Source organism: Paraburkholderia sp. BR10936 (assembly GCF_040965735.1).
In the GTDB taxonomy this organism is placed as follows: Bacteria; Pseudomonadota; Gammaproteobacteria; order Burkholderiales; family Burkholderiaceae; genus Paraburkholderia; species Paraburkholderia nodosa_A.
The window spans coordinates 132,632-153,476 of record NZ_JBFRCM010000015.1 but is presented as its reverse complement, the minus strand read 5'-3'; the positions used below and the strand labels follow the sequence as shown (position 1 = coordinate 153,476).

Annotated in this window: 18 protein-coding genes and 1 pseudogene; 8 read left to right on the top strand and 11 right to left on the bottom strand. The window is 63.4% G+C overall.

Annotated elements, in window-relative coordinates:
- Positions 1–56 precede the first annotated feature (56 nt).
- The 3 genes from AB4Y36_RS28150 to AB4Y36_RS28140 all read right to left on the bottom strand — a co-directional run bounded on the left by AB4Y36_RS28150 (position 57) and on the right by AB4Y36_RS28140 (position 3,900).
- Positions 57–1,523: a glycosyltransferase gene (locus tag AB4Y36_RS28150; protein WP_368684739.1), complete on the bottom strand. Its 1,467-nt coding sequence runs from the start codon at positions 1,521–1,523 to the stop codon at positions 57–59.
- Between the two features lie 20 nt (positions 1,524–1,543).
- Complete coding sequence (locus AB4Y36_RS28145; protein ID WP_069267480.1) at positions 1,544–2,161, bottom strand: cytochrome b; 618 nt, start codon at positions 2,159–2,161, stop codon at positions 1,544–1,546.
- Positions 2,162–2,436: 275 nt separating this feature from the next.
- The gene (locus AB4Y36_RS28140) at positions 2,437–3,900 is read right to left on the bottom strand and encodes a catalase (protein WP_342946345.1); all 1,464 of its coding nucleotides are present in this window, start codon (positions 3,898–3,900) and stop codon (positions 2,437–2,439) included.
- A 446-nt stretch (positions 3,901–4,346) separates the two neighbouring features.
- On the opposite strand from AB4Y36_RS28140, the gene phaP reads away from it, so the two are divergent.
- Positions 4,347–4,910, top strand: a complete 564-nt coding sequence (gene phaP, locus AB4Y36_RS28135; protein ID WP_069267345.1) for a TIGR01841 family phasin — start codon at positions 4,347–4,349, stop codon at positions 4,908–4,910.
- Positions 4,911–5,044: 134 nt separating this feature from the next.
- Here phaP and AB4Y36_RS28130 read toward each other — a convergent pair whose 3' ends face one another.
- From AB4Y36_RS28130 to AB4Y36_RS28110, 5 genes and pseudogenes are all read right to left on the bottom strand, one after another.
- Positions 5,045–6,103, bottom strand: a complete 1,059-nt coding sequence (locus AB4Y36_RS28130; protein WP_368684738.1) for an alpha/beta hydrolase — start codon at positions 6,101–6,103, stop codon at positions 5,045–5,047.
- Positions 6,104–6,128: 25 nt separating this feature from the next.
- Entirely contained in the window at positions 6,129–6,818 is a 690-nt protein-coding gene (locus AB4Y36_RS28125) for a FadR/GntR family transcriptional regulator (RefSeq protein WP_368684737.1), read from the bottom strand.
- A 178-nt stretch (positions 6,819–6,996) separates the two neighbouring features.
- Positions 6,997–7,107: pseudogene (locus tag AB4Y36_RS28120) on the bottom strand (aldose epimerase); the annotation flags it as partial.
- A 49-nt stretch (positions 7,108–7,156) separates the two neighbouring features.
- On the bottom strand, positions 7,157–8,086 hold the full coding sequence (locus AB4Y36_RS28115) for an SMP-30/gluconolactonase/LRE family protein (RefSeq protein WP_368684767.1): 930 nt from the start codon (positions 8,084–8,086) through the stop codon (positions 7,157–7,159).
- Between the two features lie 29 nt (positions 8,087–8,115).
- Positions 8,116–8,850 (bottom strand): ribonuclease activity regulator RraA, encoded by a 735-nt coding sequence (locus AB4Y36_RS28110; protein WP_069267342.1) that lies wholly within the window; start codon positions 8,848–8,850, stop codon positions 8,116–8,118.
- Positions 8,851–9,323: 473 nt separating this feature from the next.
- On the opposite strand from AB4Y36_RS28110, the gene AB4Y36_RS28105 reads away from it, so the two are divergent.
- Together AB4Y36_RS28105 and AB4Y36_RS28100 are read left to right on the top strand one after the other, a co-directional pair.
- The gene (locus tag AB4Y36_RS28105) at positions 9,324–10,580 is read left to right on the top strand and encodes an MFS transporter (RefSeq protein ID WP_069267478.1); all 1,257 of its coding nucleotides are present in this window, start codon (positions 9,324–9,326) and stop codon (positions 10,578–10,580) included.
- A gap of 69 nt (positions 10,581–10,649) precedes the next feature.
- Positions 10,650–11,474, top strand: coding sequence for an NAD(P)-dependent oxidoreductase (locus AB4Y36_RS28100; protein WP_069267341.1), 825 nt, complete (start codon positions 10,650–10,652; stop codon positions 11,472–11,474).
- Here the strand turns inward: AB4Y36_RS28100 and AB4Y36_RS28095 are convergent.
- The gene (locus AB4Y36_RS28095) at positions 11,440–13,059 is read right to left on the bottom strand and encodes a methyl-accepting chemotaxis protein (RefSeq protein WP_368684736.1); all 1,620 of its coding nucleotides are present in this window, start codon (positions 13,057–13,059) and stop codon (positions 11,440–11,442) included. The genes AB4Y36_RS28100 and AB4Y36_RS28095 overlap by 35 nt on opposite strands.
- Before the next feature lie 395 nt (positions 13,060–13,454).
- On the opposite strand from AB4Y36_RS28095, the gene AB4Y36_RS28090 reads away from it, so the two are divergent.
- From AB4Y36_RS28090 to AB4Y36_RS28075, 4 genes are read left to right on the top strand one after another with little or no spacing between them, the layout of a single operon-like run.
- Positions 13,455–14,261: a transporter substrate-binding domain-containing protein gene (locus tag AB4Y36_RS28090; RefSeq protein ID WP_368684735.1), complete on the top strand. Its 807-nt coding sequence runs from the start codon at positions 13,455–13,457 to the stop codon at positions 14,259–14,261.
- 58 nt (positions 14,262–14,319) lie between these two features.
- Positions 14,320–14,997 carry an amino acid ABC transporter permease gene (locus AB4Y36_RS28085; RefSeq protein WP_069267339.1) on the top strand — a complete coding sequence of 226 codons (678 nt, stop codon included), beginning with the start codon at positions 14,320–14,322 and terminating at the stop codon, positions 14,995–14,997.
- A complete protein-coding gene (locus AB4Y36_RS28080) occupies positions 14,994–15,644 on the top strand; it encodes an amino acid ABC transporter permease (RefSeq protein WP_069267338.1) in 651 nt (216 codons plus the stop codon). Before AB4Y36_RS28085 ends, AB4Y36_RS28080 begins: the two co-directional genes overlap by 4 nt.
- On the top strand, positions 15,631–16,350 hold the full coding sequence (locus tag AB4Y36_RS28075; RefSeq protein ID WP_368618454.1) for an amino acid ABC transporter ATP-binding protein: 720 nt from the start codon (positions 15,631–15,633) through the stop codon (positions 16,348–16,350). Before AB4Y36_RS28080 ends, AB4Y36_RS28075 begins: the two co-directional genes overlap by 14 nt.
- A gap of 254 nt (positions 16,351–16,604) precedes the next feature.
- On the opposite strand, the gene AB4Y36_RS28070 is transcribed toward AB4Y36_RS28075, so the two are convergent.
- Both AB4Y36_RS28070 and AB4Y36_RS28065 read right to left on the bottom strand, forming a co-directional pair.
- A complete protein-coding gene (locus AB4Y36_RS28070) occupies positions 16,605–18,200 on the bottom strand; it encodes an APC family permease (RefSeq protein WP_069267336.1) in 1,596 nt (531 codons plus the stop codon).
- A 485-nt stretch (positions 18,201–18,685) separates the two neighbouring features.
- Positions 18,686–18,937 (bottom strand): pentapeptide MXKDX repeat protein, encoded by a 252-nt coding sequence (locus tag AB4Y36_RS28065; RefSeq protein ID WP_069267335.1) that lies wholly within the window; start codon positions 18,935–18,937, stop codon positions 18,686–18,688.
- Between the two features lie 465 nt (positions 18,938–19,402).
- Between AB4Y36_RS28065 and AB4Y36_RS28060 the strand changes: the two genes are divergently transcribed.
- Positions 19,403–20,827, top strand: coding sequence for a phosphatidylserine/phosphatidylglycerophosphate/cardiolipin synthase family protein (locus AB4Y36_RS28060; protein WP_368684734.1), 1,425 nt, complete (start codon positions 19,403–19,405; stop codon positions 20,825–20,827).
- Positions 20,828–20,845: the final 18 nt, after the last annotated feature.

Here is a 20,845-nt window from a genome sequence, read left to right as displayed (position 1 = left end):
CGCGCGTGGCGCGGCCCTTTTAACCTGGGAGCAAGTCGAATGCCACGGAAATCAGATCATTGAGACGTCGCGCTCTCGCGGTTGCGCGCCGCCGCCAGCCCGGTGCGGCTCTGCACGCCCCACTTGCGCCGCCCGAGCAGGAAATGCAGCCATCCGAGCGCCGCACCTCCGTGGCGCATCAACTGGAACGAAAACGGCTCGAAGATGGCGGCAAGAAACGCCATGCCGAAACTCGAGTGCGTGCGGTCGCCGCTCCAGCGCCGGTAAAGATGTACGGAGTACAAATGAAACGCGAGGTCGATCGCGATCTTGCCGACGATTACGCCCAGCACCGGCAGCACGATCGTAAAGCGGCCGTCGAACAAAAAGGCGATCAACAACGCGAACGCCGTCAGTCCATAAATGGGCTGCACGGTGTCGAACGCCTTCACGGGCAGCATCATGAGGCCGAGCTTGCCGTACTTGCGGTTGCCCGTCATGTCGCGATACCAGTACTGCGTTTGCAGGAAGCCCGCGAACCAGCGGCGACGCTGACGCAGGAAGGTCGTCAGCGTACCGGGCGCATCGGTACGCGCGCGGGCGGTGCCCAGCACACGCACATCCCAGCCCAGGCCCTTGCGCGCCGAATAACGGCGCAAGCGGTGAATCAGTTCGTAGTCCTCCACGAGACAATCCGCATCGAAGCCGCCCACGGCCATCACCGCATCGCGGCGAAAGCCCGCAAACGCGCCCGAGATGAGCAGCAGGCTGTCGGCGCGCATCCACGCGAAGCGCGAGATGAAATTGCGGATGTACTCGTAGGTCTGGAACCACTGGAAAAAACGGCCGCTCAACGTATGGTCGCAAACCGGCGTGAGCAGGCCCGCCGCCGCGACGAGGGCCGGCTCGCGGCCAAACGCGCTCGCCATCTCAGCGCATGCGTCGGGTTCGAGCAGCGTATCGGCGTCCACGGTCATGACCGTTTCCGTTGCGATCGCAAGCAAGGCCGCATTGAGCGCGCGCGCCTTGCCGCCGTGCGCGAGCTTCAGCCAGCGCAGATTCGGATACTGCGGCGAAGGCGCGCTCAGCTTGCCGACGCCTGGGTCGGCCAGGCCGTAGCGCTGCGCGAGCAAGGCAGCCGTGCCGTCGGTCGAGCCGTCGTCGGCAATTAAGATCTGCTGCGGCGCGCGGGTTTGCGCGAACAGCGCGTCGAGCGTGATCGGCAGCACGGCCGCTTCGTTGTGCGCGGCGACGATCACGCCGAGCGTCGGCAGCTTCGCCGCGCCTGCGTCCGCGGGTGCTGCCGCAGGCGCAAGCAGCACGCGCGCCTTCCAGGCGACGAACAGCAGCAACACCGTGTCGTAGACGACATAGGCAATGCCCGTGGACCACGCGACCACGCCTTGCAGGAAGAACGCGCGCGCGAACAGCACGAACCAGAGCGCCATGACACCGAGGTGGATGGCGATGCTCGCGAATGGCGTGGGAGGCGGCACGAGGCGCGGCGACGTGCGTGCGAGCGCATCTTCAAGCGTGTTTTTCAAGTCGTACCCTTACCTGTTGCTCACGGCATCATCCGGCGCAGCACCGAATGACGGTCGATCCATTGATGCTTGAGCGCGCCCGCAATATGCAGCGCGAGCACGCCATAAAGCGCATAGCTGCACGCCGTGTGCAGCGCACCGAACTGGCTGTGCAACTGTTCCTTCGTGGCCGCATCGAGATTCATGATGAAGCCGATGCGCGGCCATTGCACGAGGCCGAAGAGATACATCGGATGCGAGGCGGCGGCGACCCAGGCGGAGTCGTGCAGCCAGCCGGAAAGCGGCATCGCGAAGATCAGCACGTAGAGCGCGACGTGCGCGGCGTGGGCCGACGCGCGCTCCCAGCCCGGAAATTCGGCGGGCAGCGCCGGCGGCCGATGCGTAAGACGCCACAGCACGCGCAGGATGGCCAGTCCGAGCACGGTAATGCCGATCGATTTGTGCGTATCGATCACGAAGCGGATGGCGGTGTCCGAAAGCGCGCCGTCGGGCAGCAGCGCGGCAGTCAGGCCGAGGGCGACGTTCGTGAGGATCAGTAGCGCGATCAACCAGTGCAATAGCACGGCAACGCGCGTGTATTTCTGCGCGCCGGCGTCGGCACCGACAAACGGGGATTCGGCGGAAAGGGAAGTTTTCACGTGGACTTGGCCGTTGCGGATCAGTAGGGATAACGCCCGGCGCGGCATTTTTATTCCCGCCGCACGCGCTCCGCCGGCGGGATTGCGCGATGCTGCCACACGGCGACTCGCGCATTATGCCCCGTCGTCCCTGACGCTGCAGAATCCACCAGATGGCGGTTCTGCCAGTTTGGCGGCGGCCGGCCGCCATGCGGCGCCTCGCAAACGGCGGCGCACAAAAGAAAAACCGGAATGGGCCGTGCAACCCGTTCCGGCTCTCTCGTGGCTTCGACGGCTTACTTGCCGCTGCCCGCCTGCTGTTCGATCTGCGAGCCCACTTCGGCGTCGATCTTCTTCCAGTAGTCGAACACGCGCTCGCGCACGGGGCTGCCCACGCCGCTCAGGCTCGCCACCACCTGCTGGATCACCGCCTCGCGCTGCTTGTCGTTGTACACGTTGCGCACGAGAGCGTGCGCCTGGCCGAAATCGTCGTCTTCCGCATGCAGCGAGTAGGCGCTGCGCACCATGTCGCCGTCGGCTTCCCAGCCGTCGTCCGCCGCGCCCGACGTATCCGCCCACGGACGGCCGAAGCTGTTCGGCACGTAAGTCGGCGCGTTGCCGCTATGTTCGTAGGCCATGTTGCCGTCGAACATATAGGTCTGCACCGGAACCTTCGGACGATTCACCGGCAACTGATTGAAGTTCGTGCCGATACGCGCGCGCTGCGCGTCGTTATAGGCAAACGCGCGGCCCAGCAGCATCTTGTCCGGCGAGAGGCCGATGCCCGGCACCGTGTTGCCCGGCGAGAACGCGGCCTGCTCGATCTGCGCGAAGAAGTTCTCCGGGTTGCGGTTGAGCGTCATCGTGCCGACCTTGATGAGCGGATAGTCCTTGTGCGACCACGTCTTCGTGAGATCGAACGGATTGAAGCGGTACTTCTTCGCCTCCGCGTACGGCATGACCTGCACGGAGAGCGTCCACGACGGAAACTCGCCGCGCTTGATCGCATCGAACAGATCGCGCCGGTGGAAGTCGGCGTCCTCGCCCGCCATCGCCGCGGCTTCGGCGTTGGTGAAGAACTGCATGCCCTGGTTCGTATGGAAGTGATACTTGACCCAGAACTTCTCGCCCTTCGCGTTCACCCACATATAGGTGTGCGAGCCGTAGCCGTTCATGTGGCGCCACGTTTTCGGCAGGCCGCGCTCGCCCATCAGATAGGCGACCTGGTGCGCGGACTCGGGATTGTTGGTCCAGAAGTCCCACTGCATCTGGCCATTGCGCAGGCCCGAGTCGGGTAGACGCTTCTGGCTGCGGATGAAGTGCGGAAACTTCATCGGGTCGCGCACGAAGAAAACCGGCGTGTTGTTGCCGACGAGGTCGTAGTTGCCCTCGGTCGTGTAGAACTTCAGCGAAAAGCCGCGCACGTCGCGCCAGGTGTCGGGGCTGCCCATTTCGCCCGCAACGGTCGAAAAGCGCGCCAGCATTTCCGTGGCCGCGCCCTTCTGGAACAGCGCGGCCTTCGTGTAGCGCGACACATCCTCGGTGGTCTTGAATTCGCCGAACGCGCCGGCGCCCTTCGCGTGCGGCTGGCGCTCGGGCACCTTCTCGCGGTTGAAATGCGCCATCTGCTCGAGGAAATGCACGTCGTGCAGCACGATCGGGCCGTCAGGACCGACCGTGAGCGAGTTACGGTCGCTGACAGCCGGCGCGCCCGTGCTCGTCGTGGAATGACCGGGAGACTTGTCGTTCGATGCACCCATTACCGCTCTCCTGATGGATTCGCGCATGGCGGCTGAGCGCACCGCGCCCGTTCGACTGCGAAAGCAGGTTCGAGCCGCAGTCGGGGCCGCCATTGCTAGATTGGGGGACCAACCCGGGCTGCGCGCCGGTGCCAGCCTTCGGCACCCCGCGCTCGCCCGAGGGAACGGCCATTTTGCGCGCAGACGCAAAGCGCTGCGCTCAAGCGGTTCACGCGCCGCGCAGCCCAGCTTAGGGGCCTCCCGCCATGTTGGAAATTTCCACCCAAAATCAGGCGTTTACATAATTGTTGCGACGCACAAAAAAGTTCTTGACACGTTTTATGGATGGGTTACCATGAACTCGATTGCTGCATCGCACAAAACTTTGTCTGCGCGAACCGGTGATCGAACCGAAAGTTTGTTTTCGTAACCGAAATCGACGCGTAGCGTCCCCAAAGGAAAGAGACATGAACCTGCCGACCCCCGAACAATTCGCCGCCAACCAGAAAGCCGGTCTCGAGGCCCTCTTCGGCCTGACGAGCAAGGCATTCGAAGGCGCGATCAAGCTCGCCGAACTCAACATCGAAACGGCCCGCTCGGCGTTCGCCGAAGGTCAGGAACAAGCTCAGCGCGCGCTCTCCGCCAAGGACCCGCAAGGCTTCTTCGCCGTGCAAGCCGGCTTCGCCCAGCCCGCCGCTGAAAAGGCGCTGGCCTATGGCCGCAGCGTCTACGGCATCGTTTCGACTACGCAAGCCGAATTCGCCACCGCCGCGCAGTCGCAGTACGAAACGCAGCAGCGCGCGCTCGAAACGCTCGTGGACAACGCCGTGAAGAACGCCCCGGCCGGCTCGGAAGCCGCTGTCGCCGCGATCAAGTCGGCGCTGAACGCCGCCAACAACGCGTACACGTCGGTGAACAAGGCTGCGAAGCAGGCTGTGGAATTCGCGGAAAGCAACTTCGACGCCGCCGGCAAGGCCGCGACGAAGGCCGTCGCGCAAGCTTCGGCGCGCGCCACCAAGCAGGCTGCCTAAGCGTTACGCTTTACTTTCCGCTGGCGGAGGCAACCGCTGCCGCCAGCCGGACTGAAGACGGGCGTGGATCTCGTGCAATGCGAGTTCCATGCCCGTTTGCCATTGGGGGGTCCGGCGCAACGCAGCGTGAGCCGTCAAGGCGCGCAGCCAGGCGTATCGAACATCGTCGCCAATGCGCAACTCGACGTGAGCATGCGTGCGCCGTCGTGTCCCACGCCGGGGACGATATGAAACGTCTGGTTCAGGCCATTCGGGTGGCGAGTTTGCAGGTAGCGGTAGAAGCCTTGCGCGCGGGCCACGCGCTGCGCGCCCTGCGCCCGTGCAGCACAACGCTTGTCGAGCGAGGCCGAGGCCGGGTCGTCGTCGTTACCGCCCGCCAGGTAGACGATGCGCCGCTTCACGTAGTCCGCTTCGAGCTGTGCGGGCGTGCGCCCGGCGATGGATGCCGGCCCGTTCTCCATCCCGTATTTCCAGTGGTCGAAATCTGCGCAGCGCGAGGCGTCGAATGGCGCCGGCGCGCCGCTCGCGCCGGGGCGCTGCGCGTCGAAATACGCGTACGACGACGGACTCGCCACCACGAAACGCACGTCGATTCCCGCGGCGGCGAGCGCATCCGTGCGCGCGACGATCGCATAGCGCTGCAGCACCTGGGCGCCGCCCGAATGCCCCGCGAACACGATCGTTTTCAGATTGGGAAACAGACGCCGGTCGGCGAGATGCCGCGCAATGTCGTCGAGCACGGCGTATGAACTCACCGGCACGCCGCTCGCGGCGTCCGCGCCGCCCATCCACGCGTTGCCGCGCCAGCTCAGAAGGTCGCCCGGTGCGTGGTGCGCGCTCACGTCGGCGGTGGCGAGAAACTGTGGGGCGACGAGCAGTGTGGCCGCCGGATCGACGCCCGCCAGCTCGCGCGCATGCTGCGCGGTGCGAAAGTAGGTATCGGCGTTACGCAGCCGTCCGTGCACGATTACCACCGCGCGCTGGACGGCGGGCCGCGGCACGTTCCAGTCCGCGCTCACATAGAGCGGGAATTGTGCGTGGCCTTGCGGGGTATCGACCTTCATGCGCGCGTCGGCGATCACACTGACGGGTCGCACGGCGCGAGCCTGTGCGGGTGCCGGCGCAACGATCAGCGCGCTCGCCGCGATCGTCGCAGTCACAACAGCCAGCCGGCGCAGAACGTTTGAACCCATGAAGGCACACGCCGCGCAGGTGCGCTCAGGAGCCGAACATCCGGTTTACGGCGCGCTCGAGATGCGCGCGCATGGCGGTCGATGCGCGCTCGGGGTCGCGCGCCCGGATCGCTTCGAGCACTTCGAGGTGCTCCTGCTGCACGAGGCGCTGCCGCTCGATCGACTTCACGAGCGAGAGGTTGCGCGACAGGTTCATGCTGAACACCATCTGCTCCTGGATGCCCGAGAGCGCCGTGATGAAGAACTGGTTCTTCGAGGCGCGCGCCACGGCCATATGGAACGCGAAGTCGTCTTTCGCGCCGATGCCCGAAGTCTCGATGATGGTCTGCAGGTTGTCCCACTCGCGCTGGATCGCGGCGATGTCTTCATCTTCGGCCTTTTGCGCGGCGAGCGAGGCCGCCCCGGCTTCGACCACCACGCGGTATTCGTAGCAGCGACGAATGTCCGACAGCGTTTCGAGCGGCGCGAAACGGCGCACGTCCGGGTCGGGACGCCGCATGACCGTCGTGCCCGAGCCGTGGCGCGTGGCGATGATGCCGTCTGCGCGCAGCTGGGCAAGCGCCTCGCGCACCGTGGGGCGCGAGGTCGCGAAGCGCTCCGCGAGCATGTGCTCGGTCGGCAGGCGCTCCCCTTCCTTGTATTCGCCCTCGATGATGCGATTGAGGATGTCGCTGTAAATCCGCGCCGGCATATTCGGCGCTTTCTGCTCAGACATGATCGGACGGTGCACTTTGGGTTGTCAGGAGTGTCGTCAATTGTAAGTCATATGGCACGCCGATAGCGTGCACCTGCCCCCGGCCAGCCCCCATTTTGCGGGTGTTTGCGCGCTTTCCGTCCCGCTTTACCAATTTGCAGCCAATTTACGGGCGCTTACGCTTTTGCGCTGTCCCGCTTTATCGCAGCGCACTCACGCGGATGCGCAGTTGCGCTTTCTGCGTTTCTCCCGGCTCCAGCCAGCGCAGGCCGAGGCCGGTGTGAATCGCATCGGGCAGGCCGAGCCACGGTCCTGAAACGGCGGCATATCGTCAACGCGTTAAGGGCATAGGGCAAAGGTCAGTCGGTCGCGCGCAGCGGACCCGCGAAAGCGGGCTCGGGCAGGCCACGCACACCGGCATCGATGGCGAACACGAGGCCGTCCAGCTCGCCGGTCTGCGGCGGGCAGATCGTCGTGACGTAAAGCATGTCGAGGTTGGCTCCGCCGAACGCGCACATCGACGGCTTGGCCACCGGCACCCCCACGCTGCGCTCGAGCCGCCCTGCGGGCGCGAAGCGCAGCAAGCGGCCCGCGTCGTTCGCGCAGGTCCAGTAGCAGCCGTCGGCGTCCACGGCCGCGCCGTCGGGGCGCCCCGTGTAGTCGTGCAGATCGGTGAACACGCGGCGATTCGTGGGCACGCCATCGTCGATGTCGTAGTCGAAGGCCCAGATCAGGCGGCTCGACGCATGTGAATCGGAGAGATACATCGTGCGGCCGTCCGGCGACCAGGCGAGGCCGTTCTGCGTGCACAACCCCTCGACCACGGGCGCCGACAAGCCGTCTTGCGCCGTGTAGCGATAGAGCTTGCCCGCCGGGTCGGGCGCCGCCGCGTCCTGCACCATCGTGCCGGACCAGAAACGGCCCTGACGATCGCAGCGGCCGTCGTTGAACCGCATGCGCGCGGCCTCGTGCGCCACGCTCGCGAGCGGCCGCACACTTGCCTCGCCTGCCCGCGCGTTCGCGGCCGGTTCGTGCAGCGTCACGGCAAAAAGTCCCGTCTCCAACGCCGCCAGCACACCGCCATCGCGCGCGAACGCGAAGCAGCCGATGCGCTCCGGCAGCGTCCACTCGGTGCGGCGCGCCGTATCGACCGCATAGCGAACGAGCGTTTGAGCGGGAATATCGACCCAGTAAAGCGCGCTTTCCTCAGCACGCCACACGGGGCACTCGCCGACCGACGAGCGCCGCGCATCGTGTGCCTCGAGCGGCCTCACAGGGGGCGTCGACACCGCATCGAGCGTCACGTCGTGCTGCGCGCTCAACGCTGCTCCTTCTTCCAGGCGTCGTACGCAGCGAGTGTTGCCTCGTTCGGCGGATAGGTGCCCGGCAGCGCCGCGCCCGCCTCGATGCGCTCGGTGATGAAGCGCTCGAGCGTTTCCTGCTCCGTGGCGTCGCGCGCGACTTCCTCGGCCAGATGACGCGGAATCACGACCACGCCATCCGCATCGCCGACGATGATGTCGCCCGGAAACACGGCCACGCCGCCGCAGCCGATCGGCACGTTCAGGTCGACCGTGTGGTGCCTGCAGAGATTGAGCGGCGCCGAAGCACCCGCGCAGAACACCGGAATGCCGAGCGCCGCGATGGTCGCGCTGTCGCGCACCGGGCCGTCCGAGACCATGCCCGCCACGCCGCGCACCTTCATGCGCGTGGCGAGGATCGAGCCCATCGAGGCAGCGTCAGTCACGCCGCGGCAGTCCTGCACGAGCACCGCGCCCGCGGGCACGGTCTCGACGCCCTTACGCTGCGGATGCTCGGGGTTCTGGAACGCGCTCAACTGGTCGAGGTCCTCGCGCGCCGGGATATTGCGCATCGTGAAGGCCGGACCGACCAGGTTGGGAGCGCCCGGCGCCGGTGCGGCGAGCGGCTTCACGCCCTGCAGGAAGACGTTGCGCAGGCCGCGTTTGAAAAGTTGCGTGGTGAGCGTGGCGTTGGAAACGTGGCGCAGTTGTTCGAGCGCGGCATCGCTCACGGGCATGGCGGGGGAAGTCATCGTGTCTCGTCCGTTGTCGTGTTTCGTGGTGCGCGTGGCGCGGGCGGTGGCTCGAAAAACTGTCGAGCGGATGGGTCGCATTGTTGTAATACAACACGAAAATTGTCAACCCGCCATTGCGCTGCCGGCCACCCCAGGATGTATGACGACCAGTCTTCGGACTGGCGCGAAATACCCGTGAGATCGGCATGCGCGGCTCCAGAAATGATGGTCAAAGTCAACAAATGGCCGTGCAGACGTCGCGCCGGTCGTCCGACCCCGACCCTGCATCAGGGAAATCCCCATCACATCAATATTTGCTTTACAACTTTGCCGCAAATAGAATGATGTCTTACATGAAGGGCCCGATGCGAACAGCAGCGCCCTTGATCCCGGCCAGGCACAGCCTGGTGCCAGAGCCCGCCAACAGCAGGAGACGCGCAGTGCGACGCAAGACAATCAAGGGGGTGCGGTGGTGGATCATCGGCCTCGTCATGATCGGCACCATCTTCAACTACCTCGCGCGCAGTTCGCTCGCGGTAGCCGCACCCACGCTGACTGAAACGCTTCACATGACCACGCAGCAGTACTCGTACGTGGTCACGGCCTTCCAGGCCTGCTATGCCCTCGCGCAACCGATCGCCGGTTTCGTGCTCGACTCCGTGGGCATCAAGATCGGCTTCGCGATCTTCGCGTTCGGCTGGGCCGTCGCCAACATGCTGCACGGCCTCGCCGGCAGCTGGCCCGCGCTCGCGGCTTTCCGCGGCATGCTCGGCATGACCGAAGCCGCCATCTTCCCGGCCGGCATGAAGGCCATCAGCGCATGGTTCCCCGCGAAGGAGCGCTCGGTTGCGACCGGCTGGCTCAACACCGGCACCTCGATCGGCGCGATGCTCGCTCCGCCGCTCGTCGTGTGGTGCATTCTCAAGTTCAACTGGCAGTTCGCATTCGTGGTCACCGGCAGCGGCGCGCTGATCTGGGTGGCGCTGTGGCTCGTGTTCTTCAAGATGCCTGCGGAGCACCCGCGGCTCTCGCAGGAAGAGGCCGACTACATCCGCGCAGGCCAGACCGAAGCGCAGAAGTCGACCCGCGGCCGCCGCGCCTCGTTCAAGGAAGTGCTCAAGACGCGCCGCTTCTGGGGCATCGGCATTCCGCGCATGCTCGCGGAACCGGCATGGCAGACCTTCGGCGCGTGGATTCCGCTGTACATGGTCACCGTGCGTCACATGAACCTGAAGGAAATTGCGCTGTTCGCATGGATGCCGTTCCTCGCCGCCGACCTCGGCTGCCTCGTGGGCGGCTACCTCGCGCCGCTCTTCATCCGCTGGTTCGGCTGCTCGCTCATCACTTCGCGCAAGCTCGTCATCACGACCGGTGCGCTGCTGATGGTCGGTCCGGCCTGCGTGGGCCTCGTTGCGAGCCCCTACGCCGCGATCGCCCTCTTCTGTGTCGGCACCTTCGCACACCAGACGATTTCGGGCGCGCTGTTCACGCTGGCTTCGGACGTGTTCGGCCAGCACGAAGTCGCCACGGCCACGGGTCTCTCGGGCATGTTCGGCTACCTCGGCGCGACGGTGTTCTCGCTCATCGTCGGCGCAGTGGCCAGCACGATCGGTTATAACCCGTTGTTCGTGTGCCTGATGCTGTTCGACATCATCGGCGCCTGTGTGGCATGGCGACTGATCTCGAACGAGCAGAAGGACAACGCGGGCAGCCCTGCGCTCCAGCCCTCGCACAAAGTGCAGGCCTGATCGCCCTGTTCACCGGCCGGCGCCCGCGAGGGTGCCGGCTTTCGGCATTTCTACGTGAGGACAATCACAGTGAAGAAAGTTGCATTGACCGGTGCGGGCGGCCAGCTCGGCACCGTGTTGCGCAAGGGCCTGCTCGAACGCGGCGTGAACCTGCGTTCCGCGGCCGGCTCGAAGCCGCTCGAACCGCTCGTCGCGGGCGAAGACGTGATGCACGGCGACCTGCGCGACCCCGCCGTGGTCGACCGCCTGCTCGACGGCGTGGACGTGCTGATCCATATGGCCGGCACGAGCGTCGAGCGTCCCCTGCCCGAGATCATCGAGAACAATCTGCGCGGTCTCGTCGAAGTCTACGAGGGCATGCGCCGCCACGGCACGAAGCGCATGCTGTTCGCGAGCTCGAATCACGCGATCGGCATGTACCCCGTGGAAGAGAAGCTCACGCTCGACTGCGCGTTTCGCCCGGACGGCTTCTACGGTCTTTCCAAGGCATGGGGCGAATCGCTCGCGCGCCTGTACTGGGACAAGCATGGCATCGAAACCGTGAACGTGCGCATCGGCAGCTGCCTGCCGAGGCCCACCGAGTTCCGTCAATTGAGCACGTGGTTCGGCCACGAGGACCTGTTCCATCTCGTCGATCGTGTGATCAATGTGGATGAAATCGGCTTTGCCGTGGTGTGGGGCGTGTCGAACAACACGCGCAGCTACTGGATTCAGGAAGGCGCGCACGACGACGCGAAACGGCTTGGCTATGAGCCGAAGCAGAACTCGGAAGATTGGGCGGCTGAAATTCTGGCGCAAAAGAACCCGCTCGACGCGACGGCGCAGCGGTATCAGGGCGGCAGTTTCGCCAGCTTCGATTTCACGCCGGTGGAGCAGCGCGGCAAGCGGTCTTGATTCGCCGCTTTTCCGGTGTTTGCGTTTGGGCGCCCCTTGCGTCGGCAAGCCTGAACACCGCAACCGTACCCGTAAGACTCATTGCCTGCTCTTCGAGCGAATGCGCCGCTGCCGCGGCCTCTTCAACGAGCGCGGCGTTTTGCTGGGTCACGTCGTCCATCTGCATGACGGCCTGATTGACTTGCTCGATGCCGCGGCTCTGCTCTTCAGATGCCGCCGCAATTTCGCCCACGATGTCGGACACCTGCTTGATCGCCTGCTTGACCTCACCCATCGTCGCACCCACGTCGCCCGCCTGCTGTGCCCCGTCCCGAATCATCGCCACAGACGAACCGATCAGTTCCTTGATCTCCTTGGCAGCCGCCGCGGAGCGCTGTGCCAGGCTGCGAACCTCACTGGCGACCACCGCGAATCCCCGACCCTGTTCACCCGCCCGCGCTGCCTCCACTGCGGCATTGAGCGCGAGAATGTTGGTCTGAAACGCGATGCCCTCGATCACGCCGGTGATCTCCGAAATCTTCGTCGAACTGCCGCTGATCCGCTCGATCGTGCCGACCATACCCTGTACGGCTTCGTTGCCTGAATCGGCCATATCGGTGGCACGGGTTGCAAGCGCATTGGCTTGCCGGGCGTTTTCGGCGTTCTGCTTCACGGTTTCGGTCAACTCAGTCATGCTTGATGCTGTTTGTTCGAGCGACGCCGCCTGCTCTTCGGTGCGGGCCGACAGGTCCGTGTTGCCGGCGGCAATTTCCTGCGCTGCCACGGTGACCGACTCGGCGCCCGACTTGATGCCCCGCACGGTGTCGCTCAACTGCCGGTCCATTTTATTCAACGCTTCGAGCAGTTGGCCAAATTCGTCGCGTGTGCGCACCGTGATGCGGTTTTCGAGTTCGCCGATGGCGATCCGGTTCGCGATGCCCACCGCTTCGCCGAGCGGCTTCGTAACAGCCCGGGAAAGATAGACCATGGCTCCCGTGGCACCTACGAGACCGAGGCCAATCAGCGCAATGGATACCCAGCGAATCGTGCCAAAAGTGCCTTCGCTGTCGTCGACAGACTGCTTTGCCTGGCGCCGATTTTCGGCAACGTCGTCGTCGAGCGATTTGCTGGTCGCATTGGCCACTTCGCCATACTTGTCGACGAGTGTCGATACGGCGTCGTAGTTGCCAGCTTCCAGCGCCGAGACCTCCGCATCAATGCCTGCCTCGAACTGCGGCAACAAATTCTTGATGGTGTCGGCGAGTTCGCGCTCCTTGTCACTGGAGACGCGGTTTGGGTAGTAGTCGCTCCAGCCCTTGCTGAGGCGATCCTGAGCCGCGCGAATCCTGCCGATGCTGGCTTTCGTCTGTGCTACATCGTGAAGAGACTGGGCGCGACGAACCTGAAGGCGCATTTCGAGCAGTGCGGCTCGCGTGTCCTCGAGATCAAGAATCGGAAGCAGGTTCCCCTCATAGGAATCGCTTACATTCGAATTCAGCCGCGAAAGCCCAAACTGACCAAAGGCACCCATTGCAGCGATGAGTACCAGACATACACTGAATGCAAGAACGATCTTGAATTTGATGCTTTGTGTGAAGCTGTGCATGCTGACTTCCTGATAGTTCGCGCGGCCGGCGCTCGCGTGCTTCGCCGTTGCGACTTGTTTCGTAGCCGGTGGTACCACCATGTTTACGGTGTTTCGCCGCAACGACTGAAACGGAACAGCTGTCAGGTTTTCCTGAATTTGCGGTAGGCAAATCGGGACTGCCCGCGTGGCGTCGCGCGAAACGCACCTGTGTGCTCGTGATGCATTCCCCGCGGAAGCCAGCACGCACCGATCTGGTGAATATCCCCGACATCGAGCCAAAACTGGCGCAGTCATTTCATCTGCCTGGAGGATCACGGGCTTGGCGCGCCGGCATTGGCGCGGTCCTTGCTTGGAGCATGGCACGCTCGCGCTTGATACCCATGGCGAGCGGCAAATCTCCTCGGAAATCCAGCATGGAATACAAGTCCAATTCATTTCGCCGTCGCCGCTGGCTCGCTGCGCTGCTGGCAGTGCCAGCCTTGGCCCTCGTTACGGTACAGGCCGCCAACGCCGATGCGCTCGACGCCATCGCCAAGCGCGGCACGCTGCGTGTAGCCGTCCCGGAGGACTATCCTCCGTTTGGCGCTATCGGTCCCGACATGCAGCCGCAAGGCTATGACATCGACATGGCGGCACTGCTCGCAAAATCGATGAAGGTCAAGCTTCAACTCGTGCCCGTCAACAGCGCGAACCGGATTCCCTACCTGCAGACCGACAAGGTCGACCTCGTGATCTCCTCGCTCGGCAGAACGCCGGAGCGCGAGAAGGTCATCGATTTTTCGCAGGCCTATGCTCCGTACTTCCAGGGCGTTTTCGGGCCAGCCGACATCAAGGTCAACACAGCGGCGGACCTCACTGGCAAAACGGTTGGCGCTACGCGCGGTGCACTCGAAGAAGTCGCGCTCACCAACATGGCGCCCAACGCCACCATCCGACGCTTCGACGACAACAACGCGACCATCCAGGCATTTCTCTCGGGCCAGGTGCAGTTGATCGCGGCGGGCAACATCGTCGCCGCGGCGATCCTCGCAAAACACCCGCCGCGCGAACCGCAGATGAAGTTCGTCATCAAGGACTCGCCGTGTTTCGTGGGCCTCAACAAGAACGAGCCGCAACTGCTCACGAGGGTCAACACAACCATCGAGCAAGCGAAGAAAGACGGTTCACTTCAGGCGATGTCGAAAAAGTGGTTCGGTCAACCATTGCCCGCCAATCTGTGACGCCCGCGTTGCCACCACGCGCGGCTGGCAATTTCCGCTACGCAACCCTCATTTCCTCATGAGCTATCAGCTACAGTTCGGCGACCTCGCCGCCTATGCCACCATGTTCGCGAGCGGCGCCGCAGTCACGCTTGCGCTCACGGCGAGTTCAACGCTGCTGGGCATCAGCCTCGGCGTTGCGGGCGCCGCCGCATATCAGAGCCCCCGCGCGACGCCGCGCGCAGTCGTTCACGCCTACGTGGAGGCGATTCGCAACACGCCGTTTCTCGTCCAGCTTTTCTTCGTGTTCTTCGGTCTGCCCGCCCTCGGCGTGCACATCGGCGAATACACCGCGGCCGTGCTCGCCATGACGCTGAACCTCGGTGCGTATGCCGTGGAAATCCTGCGCGCAGGCATTGAAGCGGTGCCGCGCGGACATCACGAGGCCGCTGCGGCACTCGCGATGTCGCGCCGCGAAACGTTTGTGCACGTGCTGCTTCCACAAGCATTCGCGAAGGTGTTCCCGGCGCTGGCGAGCCAGATCGTCATCACGATGCTTGGCTCGGCCGTCGTCTCGCAGATCTCGGTCGCGGATCTCACGTATGCGGCTAGCTACGTGCAGTCGCGCAATTTCCGCGCTTTCGAAACGTATTTCCTCATCGCCGGGATCTATCTTGGGATGGCGCTACTCCTGCGCGCCGCGCTCACCGCCGCCGGCCGACGACTGTTCACGCGCAACATGCGAGGTGCGCGATGATCGAGTTCACATTCGCGCAGATCGTCGCAGGATTGCTCCTGGCCGCGCGATGGACTGTCCTGCTCTCACTCGTTTCGTTCGTTACCGGTGGCATGGTCGGTTTGCTGCTGCTCGTGATGCGCGTATCGAGCTCGCGCGTGCTGCGCGCTCTCGTGCGTGTCTATATCGAAGTGTTCCAGGGCACGCCGTTGCTGCTGCAACTGTTTATCGTGTACTTCGGCCTGCCGCTGCTAGGTGTCGACGTCTCGGCCTGGATGGCGGCCACGCTTGGCCTTACCTTCTTCACCAGTGCCTATCTGGCAGAAATCTGGCGCGGCTGCGTGGAGGCGGTGCCCAAAGGTCAATGGGAAGCATCCGCCAGTCTCGCCATGAACTATTTCGAGCAGTTACGTCACGTGATCCTGCCGCAAGCCGCGCGTATCGCCATCGGTCCCACCGTGGGTTTCGGTGTGCAGGCCATCAAGGATACGGCGCTCGTGTCGATTATCGGCTTTGCCGAACTCACGAAGGCTGGCACCCAAATTTCGAACGCGACGTTTCGCCCGTTTCTCGTCTACGGACTCGTTGCGCTGGTCTATTTCGCCCTTTGCTACCCGCTTACGCGGTATGCGCGGGCCCTGCAAAGGAAATGGCATGCCGCTTGTTAAGACCGAGGGCGTCGAAAAGCAGTTCGGCGCCCATCATGTACTGAAGGGAATCGACCTTACGGTCGAACGCGGCCAGGTCGTCAGCATCATCGGGCGCAGCGGCTCCGGCAAGAGCACATTGCTGCGGGCGCTGAACGGGCTCGAAAGTATCGACGCGGGATCGATCGAAATCGACGGCGAACACGTCGATGCACGGCACGCGGACCTGCGGGCACTGCGGCTGAAGGTCGGCATGGTCTTCCAGCAATACAACCTGTTTCCGCATCTCACGGCCAGCGAAAACGTGATGCTTGCACAGACGGTTGTCAAGAAGGCGCCGCGCAAGGAAGCGCGCGCCAACGCGCATCAAATGCTGGAGCGCGTTGGTCTGGGCGACAAATTCGACGCATATCCCAATCAACTCTCGGGTGGACAGCAGCAGCGCGTCGCCATTGCGCGCGCACTCGCCATGAAGCCGAGCGTACTCCTCTGCGACGAAATCACATCCGCGCTCGACCCCGAACTGGTGGGCGAGGTGTTGGGCGTCGTGGAAAGCCTCGCGCGCGAGAACATGACTCTCATCATGGTTACCCACGAAATGCGCTTCGCGCGCGCGGTCAGTGACAACGTGGTGTTCATGCACGAAGGCCGCGTATGGGAAAGCGGACCGCCCGAGGACATCTTCGGCCGCCCGTCCACGGTAGAGCTACGACGTTTCATCCAGTGATGCCTAGACGCCGCCGTACTTCGCAACATCTTTTCTGTTGCCAACTTCAGGCCTGATCCCGCAATCAGAGCACGCATCGCCACGACTACCTCCTCCGATCTTCGAGCGGTGCCAGCGTCAAAGCGTTCGACCATGCAATGGACGCCGCCCCCTGCAATGCTCCCGCGTCTTCGCAGCCTGTAATGCATTTCCGAGCGCCAGCAGAGATATCTCTGCTGGCGATGACCACGGCGCGCATGACAGGCGATCGACATTCAATGGACTGCGATGCCCTCGAGGACTTCGTCGTGCTCCTGGCGTTCCGCGAGGTACGGCGAGCGATAGCCCGAATTCACGCCCCAGTAATAGAACACGAGCGAGACCAGCGCGACGACCAGCATGTCCCAGCCGTACGGAAGCAGACCGGCGCCGCCGAACTGCTTGCTGCCGACGAGCGAGAGCAGCGCCATGATCGGCAGGTACGCGCACAGCCACCATGCGGCCTTCAGATCCTGGCCCCAGCCGTCAAAACCCTGCTTGCTCTGGAAGTAGAAGTACACCGGCAGCGCGACAACCATCAGCAGAATGATTTCGCCGGTCAGCGGCCACTTCGCCCAGTACAGGATCATCGATGCGCACACGAATGCGAACGGCGCGATCACTTTCATGAACGGCACGGAGAGCGGGCGCTCGATGTCCGTGGCGGCGCGCTTGAGCGCCATCAGGCTGATCGGACCCGTGAGGTACGAAATCACCGTTGCCACCGAGATCACCGCCGCGAGCGAACTCCAGCCGCGGAAGAAGAACATGAAGATGAACGACACGAGCAGGTTGAACCACATCGCGTTGCGCGGCACGCCGTAGAACGGGTGCACGTTGCCGAACATCTTCGGCATCGTGTTGTTGCGCTCCATCGCGTAGATCATGCGCGAGGTCGTCGCCATGTAGGTCGTACCGGTGCCGCTCGGGCTCACGAATGCATCGACGTAGAGCAGGATCGCGAGCCAGTTCAGGTTCAGCGCGATCGCGAGTTCCGCGAACGGCGACTTGAAGTTGAACGTGTTCCAGCCCTTCGCGACGTCGGCCGGATTGACCGCACCGATATAGGCGACCTGCAGCAGCACGTAGATCACGAGTGCGCAGAGAATCGAGCCGATGACTGCGAACGGCACGCTCTTCGCCGGATTGCGCGCTTCACCCGCGAGGTTGATCGGGCTCTGGAAGCCGTTGAACGCGAACACGATGCCGCTCGTGGCGACTGCCGTGAACACCGCCGACCAGCCATACGGGGCGAACGAGGTCGTCTGGCCGAAGTTTTCCTGGTGGAAGCTACCCGCCATCAGGCCGATGATCGTCAGACCCGGGATGATGAACTTGAAGATCGTGATCGCGCTGTTGGCACGCGCGAACAGTTTCACGCCCCAATAGTTGAGCATGAAGTAGATGATCACGAGAATCGCGGAGAGCCCGAGCCCTGAATGCGTCAACGACCCGTCGACGAAGAGCGCGTGCGCCCAGGCATAGGGCCAGGTGCTCATGTACTGGATCGAGGCTTCGGCTTCGATCGGGATCACCGAGACAATGGCGATCCAGTTCGCCCACGCGCTGATGAAGCCCACCAGTGCGCCGTGCGAGTAGCGGGCGTAGCGGACCATACCGCCCGACTCCGGGAACATCGCACCGAGTTCGGCGTAGGTGAGCGCGATGGCCAGAATGACCACGGCGCCGATAATCCAGGCGCAAACCGCCGCCGGACCTGCAATTTTCGCCGCCTTCCACGCGCCGAACAGCCAGCCCGAACCGATGATCGACCCGAGGCCGGTGAACATCAGCGCGAACGGGCCGATGTTCCGTTGTATCGATTGCTTCACATTGTCTCCTACGTGATGGACAGCGCGAGCGAGCCATACCGGGAGTACGGCATCCATGTACCGTACCGAGCCTGTCTACACGGCCGGCCGGCCCTGATAACGCATGTCCTTGTTGTAATGCCTTGTGACCACTGGGATGTAGAGGCAACCGCAATTGCTGCGGAGACGCGATGATGAAGTGGCCCGACGTGCTCGTCTAATGCTGTGTCGGCATGGACATATGCAAACTTTGCATAAGGAGGGGCTGCGGCTTAGCGAAGATCCTGGACATTTCACCTTGTTGTTATGCCCGCCAGTTGCCGACGCTGGCCACCGTTCTCACGCTGACATTCGTACGTCGGCTCTCCACCAGGCAACGGACGTTCCGAAACCGTCAAGGCTTCGAAGGGCCTGACTACTGCGCGGGTGCCTGGTGAGGGTGATCCGTGGAGCGCCTCCGGGAAGCGTCTTCTGGTCTGGCATCAGCGGATCACCTGGCATCGACACTACTCCTTCACCTCGGCATTCTTTGTTTCATCTCCGGCCATGCCGTCATGGTTCATCGCATCTTCTTTCATCGCGTCTTTGGCCGCGCTGTCGGCGCTCATCGCGTCTGATTCTGTTGCGCTCTTTGCGGTTATCTCCTGACTCGGCGCGTCGTTGGCAGTCGCGTCGGTCGGTACACTATCATCGGCGAAGGCGCCCGCGGTCGCGAACGAGAAGCAGCTGGCGAGAATGGTGGCAGTGAGCTTGTTCATGATGTGATCCCTCAGCGAACCGACAGTGAGTCGGAATATCGATAGGACAGTAGCCCGATGGCGGGAGCCTGGTCTTGCCGCGAATCAGTGACGGGCATGACAACTTCACGGCCCCGTCGGCGACGGTCATGTCATTCTTGCGCGGATGGATATGACAGGAAGTCGGCAACCACTCCAAAGGGCATGGGTAAAGACCCGATATGCGTTAGCCGAATCGCTGGGGAATGACTACAGGTAAGGTGTGAAAGGCGTCTGGATGGTTCAACGATCGCAGCGTTATGGCAATGGCCGCTGTACCCTCGAGAAGGGTCTTCCACGGAGCAGATGATCGAACGACGGCAGTGGGTCGATCTCTGTTCACCTTCCCGAAGTAACAGCGAGCGACTTGACCGCGCTTACGCGACAAAGCCTTGCAGACCTTCAAGGACATAGGGCCGGAAACACATCGAACCCGTTTGCCACATCATGACCACAACAAGAAGCCTGGCGCTCATTCTGGCGTGCGTGTTTGCCTCTTCCCAGCAAGGTCACGCGCAATGTGTCGACCTGGTCGCCAGTCTTGATGACGGTCAGTTGATGCAGTCGCGGATTGCGCTGGTCGACCGTGCCGCGCCTACCGAACAGATCCGCATCCTCGCCTACATCTTCGAAATCGATCAGACCGGCGGCCTGCTTTTGCGTCATCTGGTCGAGGCTGCGCGCCGAGGCGTGCCGGTCAAGCTGCTGATCGACGGCATCGGCCCCGAGCCGCACTACCCGTTCGAGGACGAACTCATCGTCGCCCTGCACGAGGTGGCGCCCGGCATTGAACTCCGAATCTTCCATCCACGATCCGATCTCGTCGAGATTTCGCATCGCATGCACGACAAACTGTTCCTGGTTGGCGACACGGCCGTGATCGGCAGTACCTCGATCTGGGATGAGAGCTTCCGCAACTGGCTCAGCGAGCGCGATTTGATGGTGTCGGGCGACGCCGGCCAGGAGGCTTCCTCCCTGCACGCCATGTACCAGCATTTCGCGTTGTTCTGGAATAGCCCGGAAGTGGTTCGCCCCGAGCCGGAAAAATTCCTCAACGTCGAAAGTCCTTATCGAGACTCGCAGGGTTATCCGACGCTGGACCCGGCTCGCATCCATTATTGGCGCAAATGGCTGCAGGCTCCGCTCGATGCTGCTGCCCTGGCGACAGACCTGGCCGCTACCGATACACCCACTGCCTCCGATACGCCCGATGATCCCGCCGCTCCGCCCGCTCGCGGGGCGTATTTTGATCCCGCCTGGATGCCGATCGCCTGCGAGCGACTGCACTATGTCCACGACTGGCCCGACAAGCGCTCGCCAGGCACGTTGCAGGACATGCTAGAAGCATTCGATAGGGCGCAGCACGAAATCCTGATCATCAACCCCTACCTGATCCTGGTTCCGGAACTGCGCGAGGCGCTTGAGCGCAGGCAGCGCGAAGGTGTCCACGTGATCCTGGTGAGCGCCTCGCTGGCGAGCATCACGCAGGAATTCCCCGCGGTCGGGCGCGCCTATGCCGACGATCTGCCCGGCTTGGTGAATGCGGGGATCGAGGTGCGCGAATATTCCGACCGAGAGAACCGCATGATGCACGCCAAGCTGGTCCTCATCGACGGCCATCGATATTATCTTGGCAGTTTCAATTTCGATTCGCTGTCGGCCCGCTTGAATACCGAAAACGGCCTGTGGATAGATATCCCTGAGGACGGGCTCGATCCCTTGCAAGACAGCGTGGCGTACTTCCTGAGCAACTCAAGTTCGGTGAGCGACGCCAATGGCCGCCTTCTGGCGGATCCCGATGCGCGCTGCCGGGCCGCCGGCTGCGGCGGTGCCTGGCGGTGGGTGACGATGCTAATCAGGAACTTCCTCTGAGCGCGGCGTGCCCTGTCC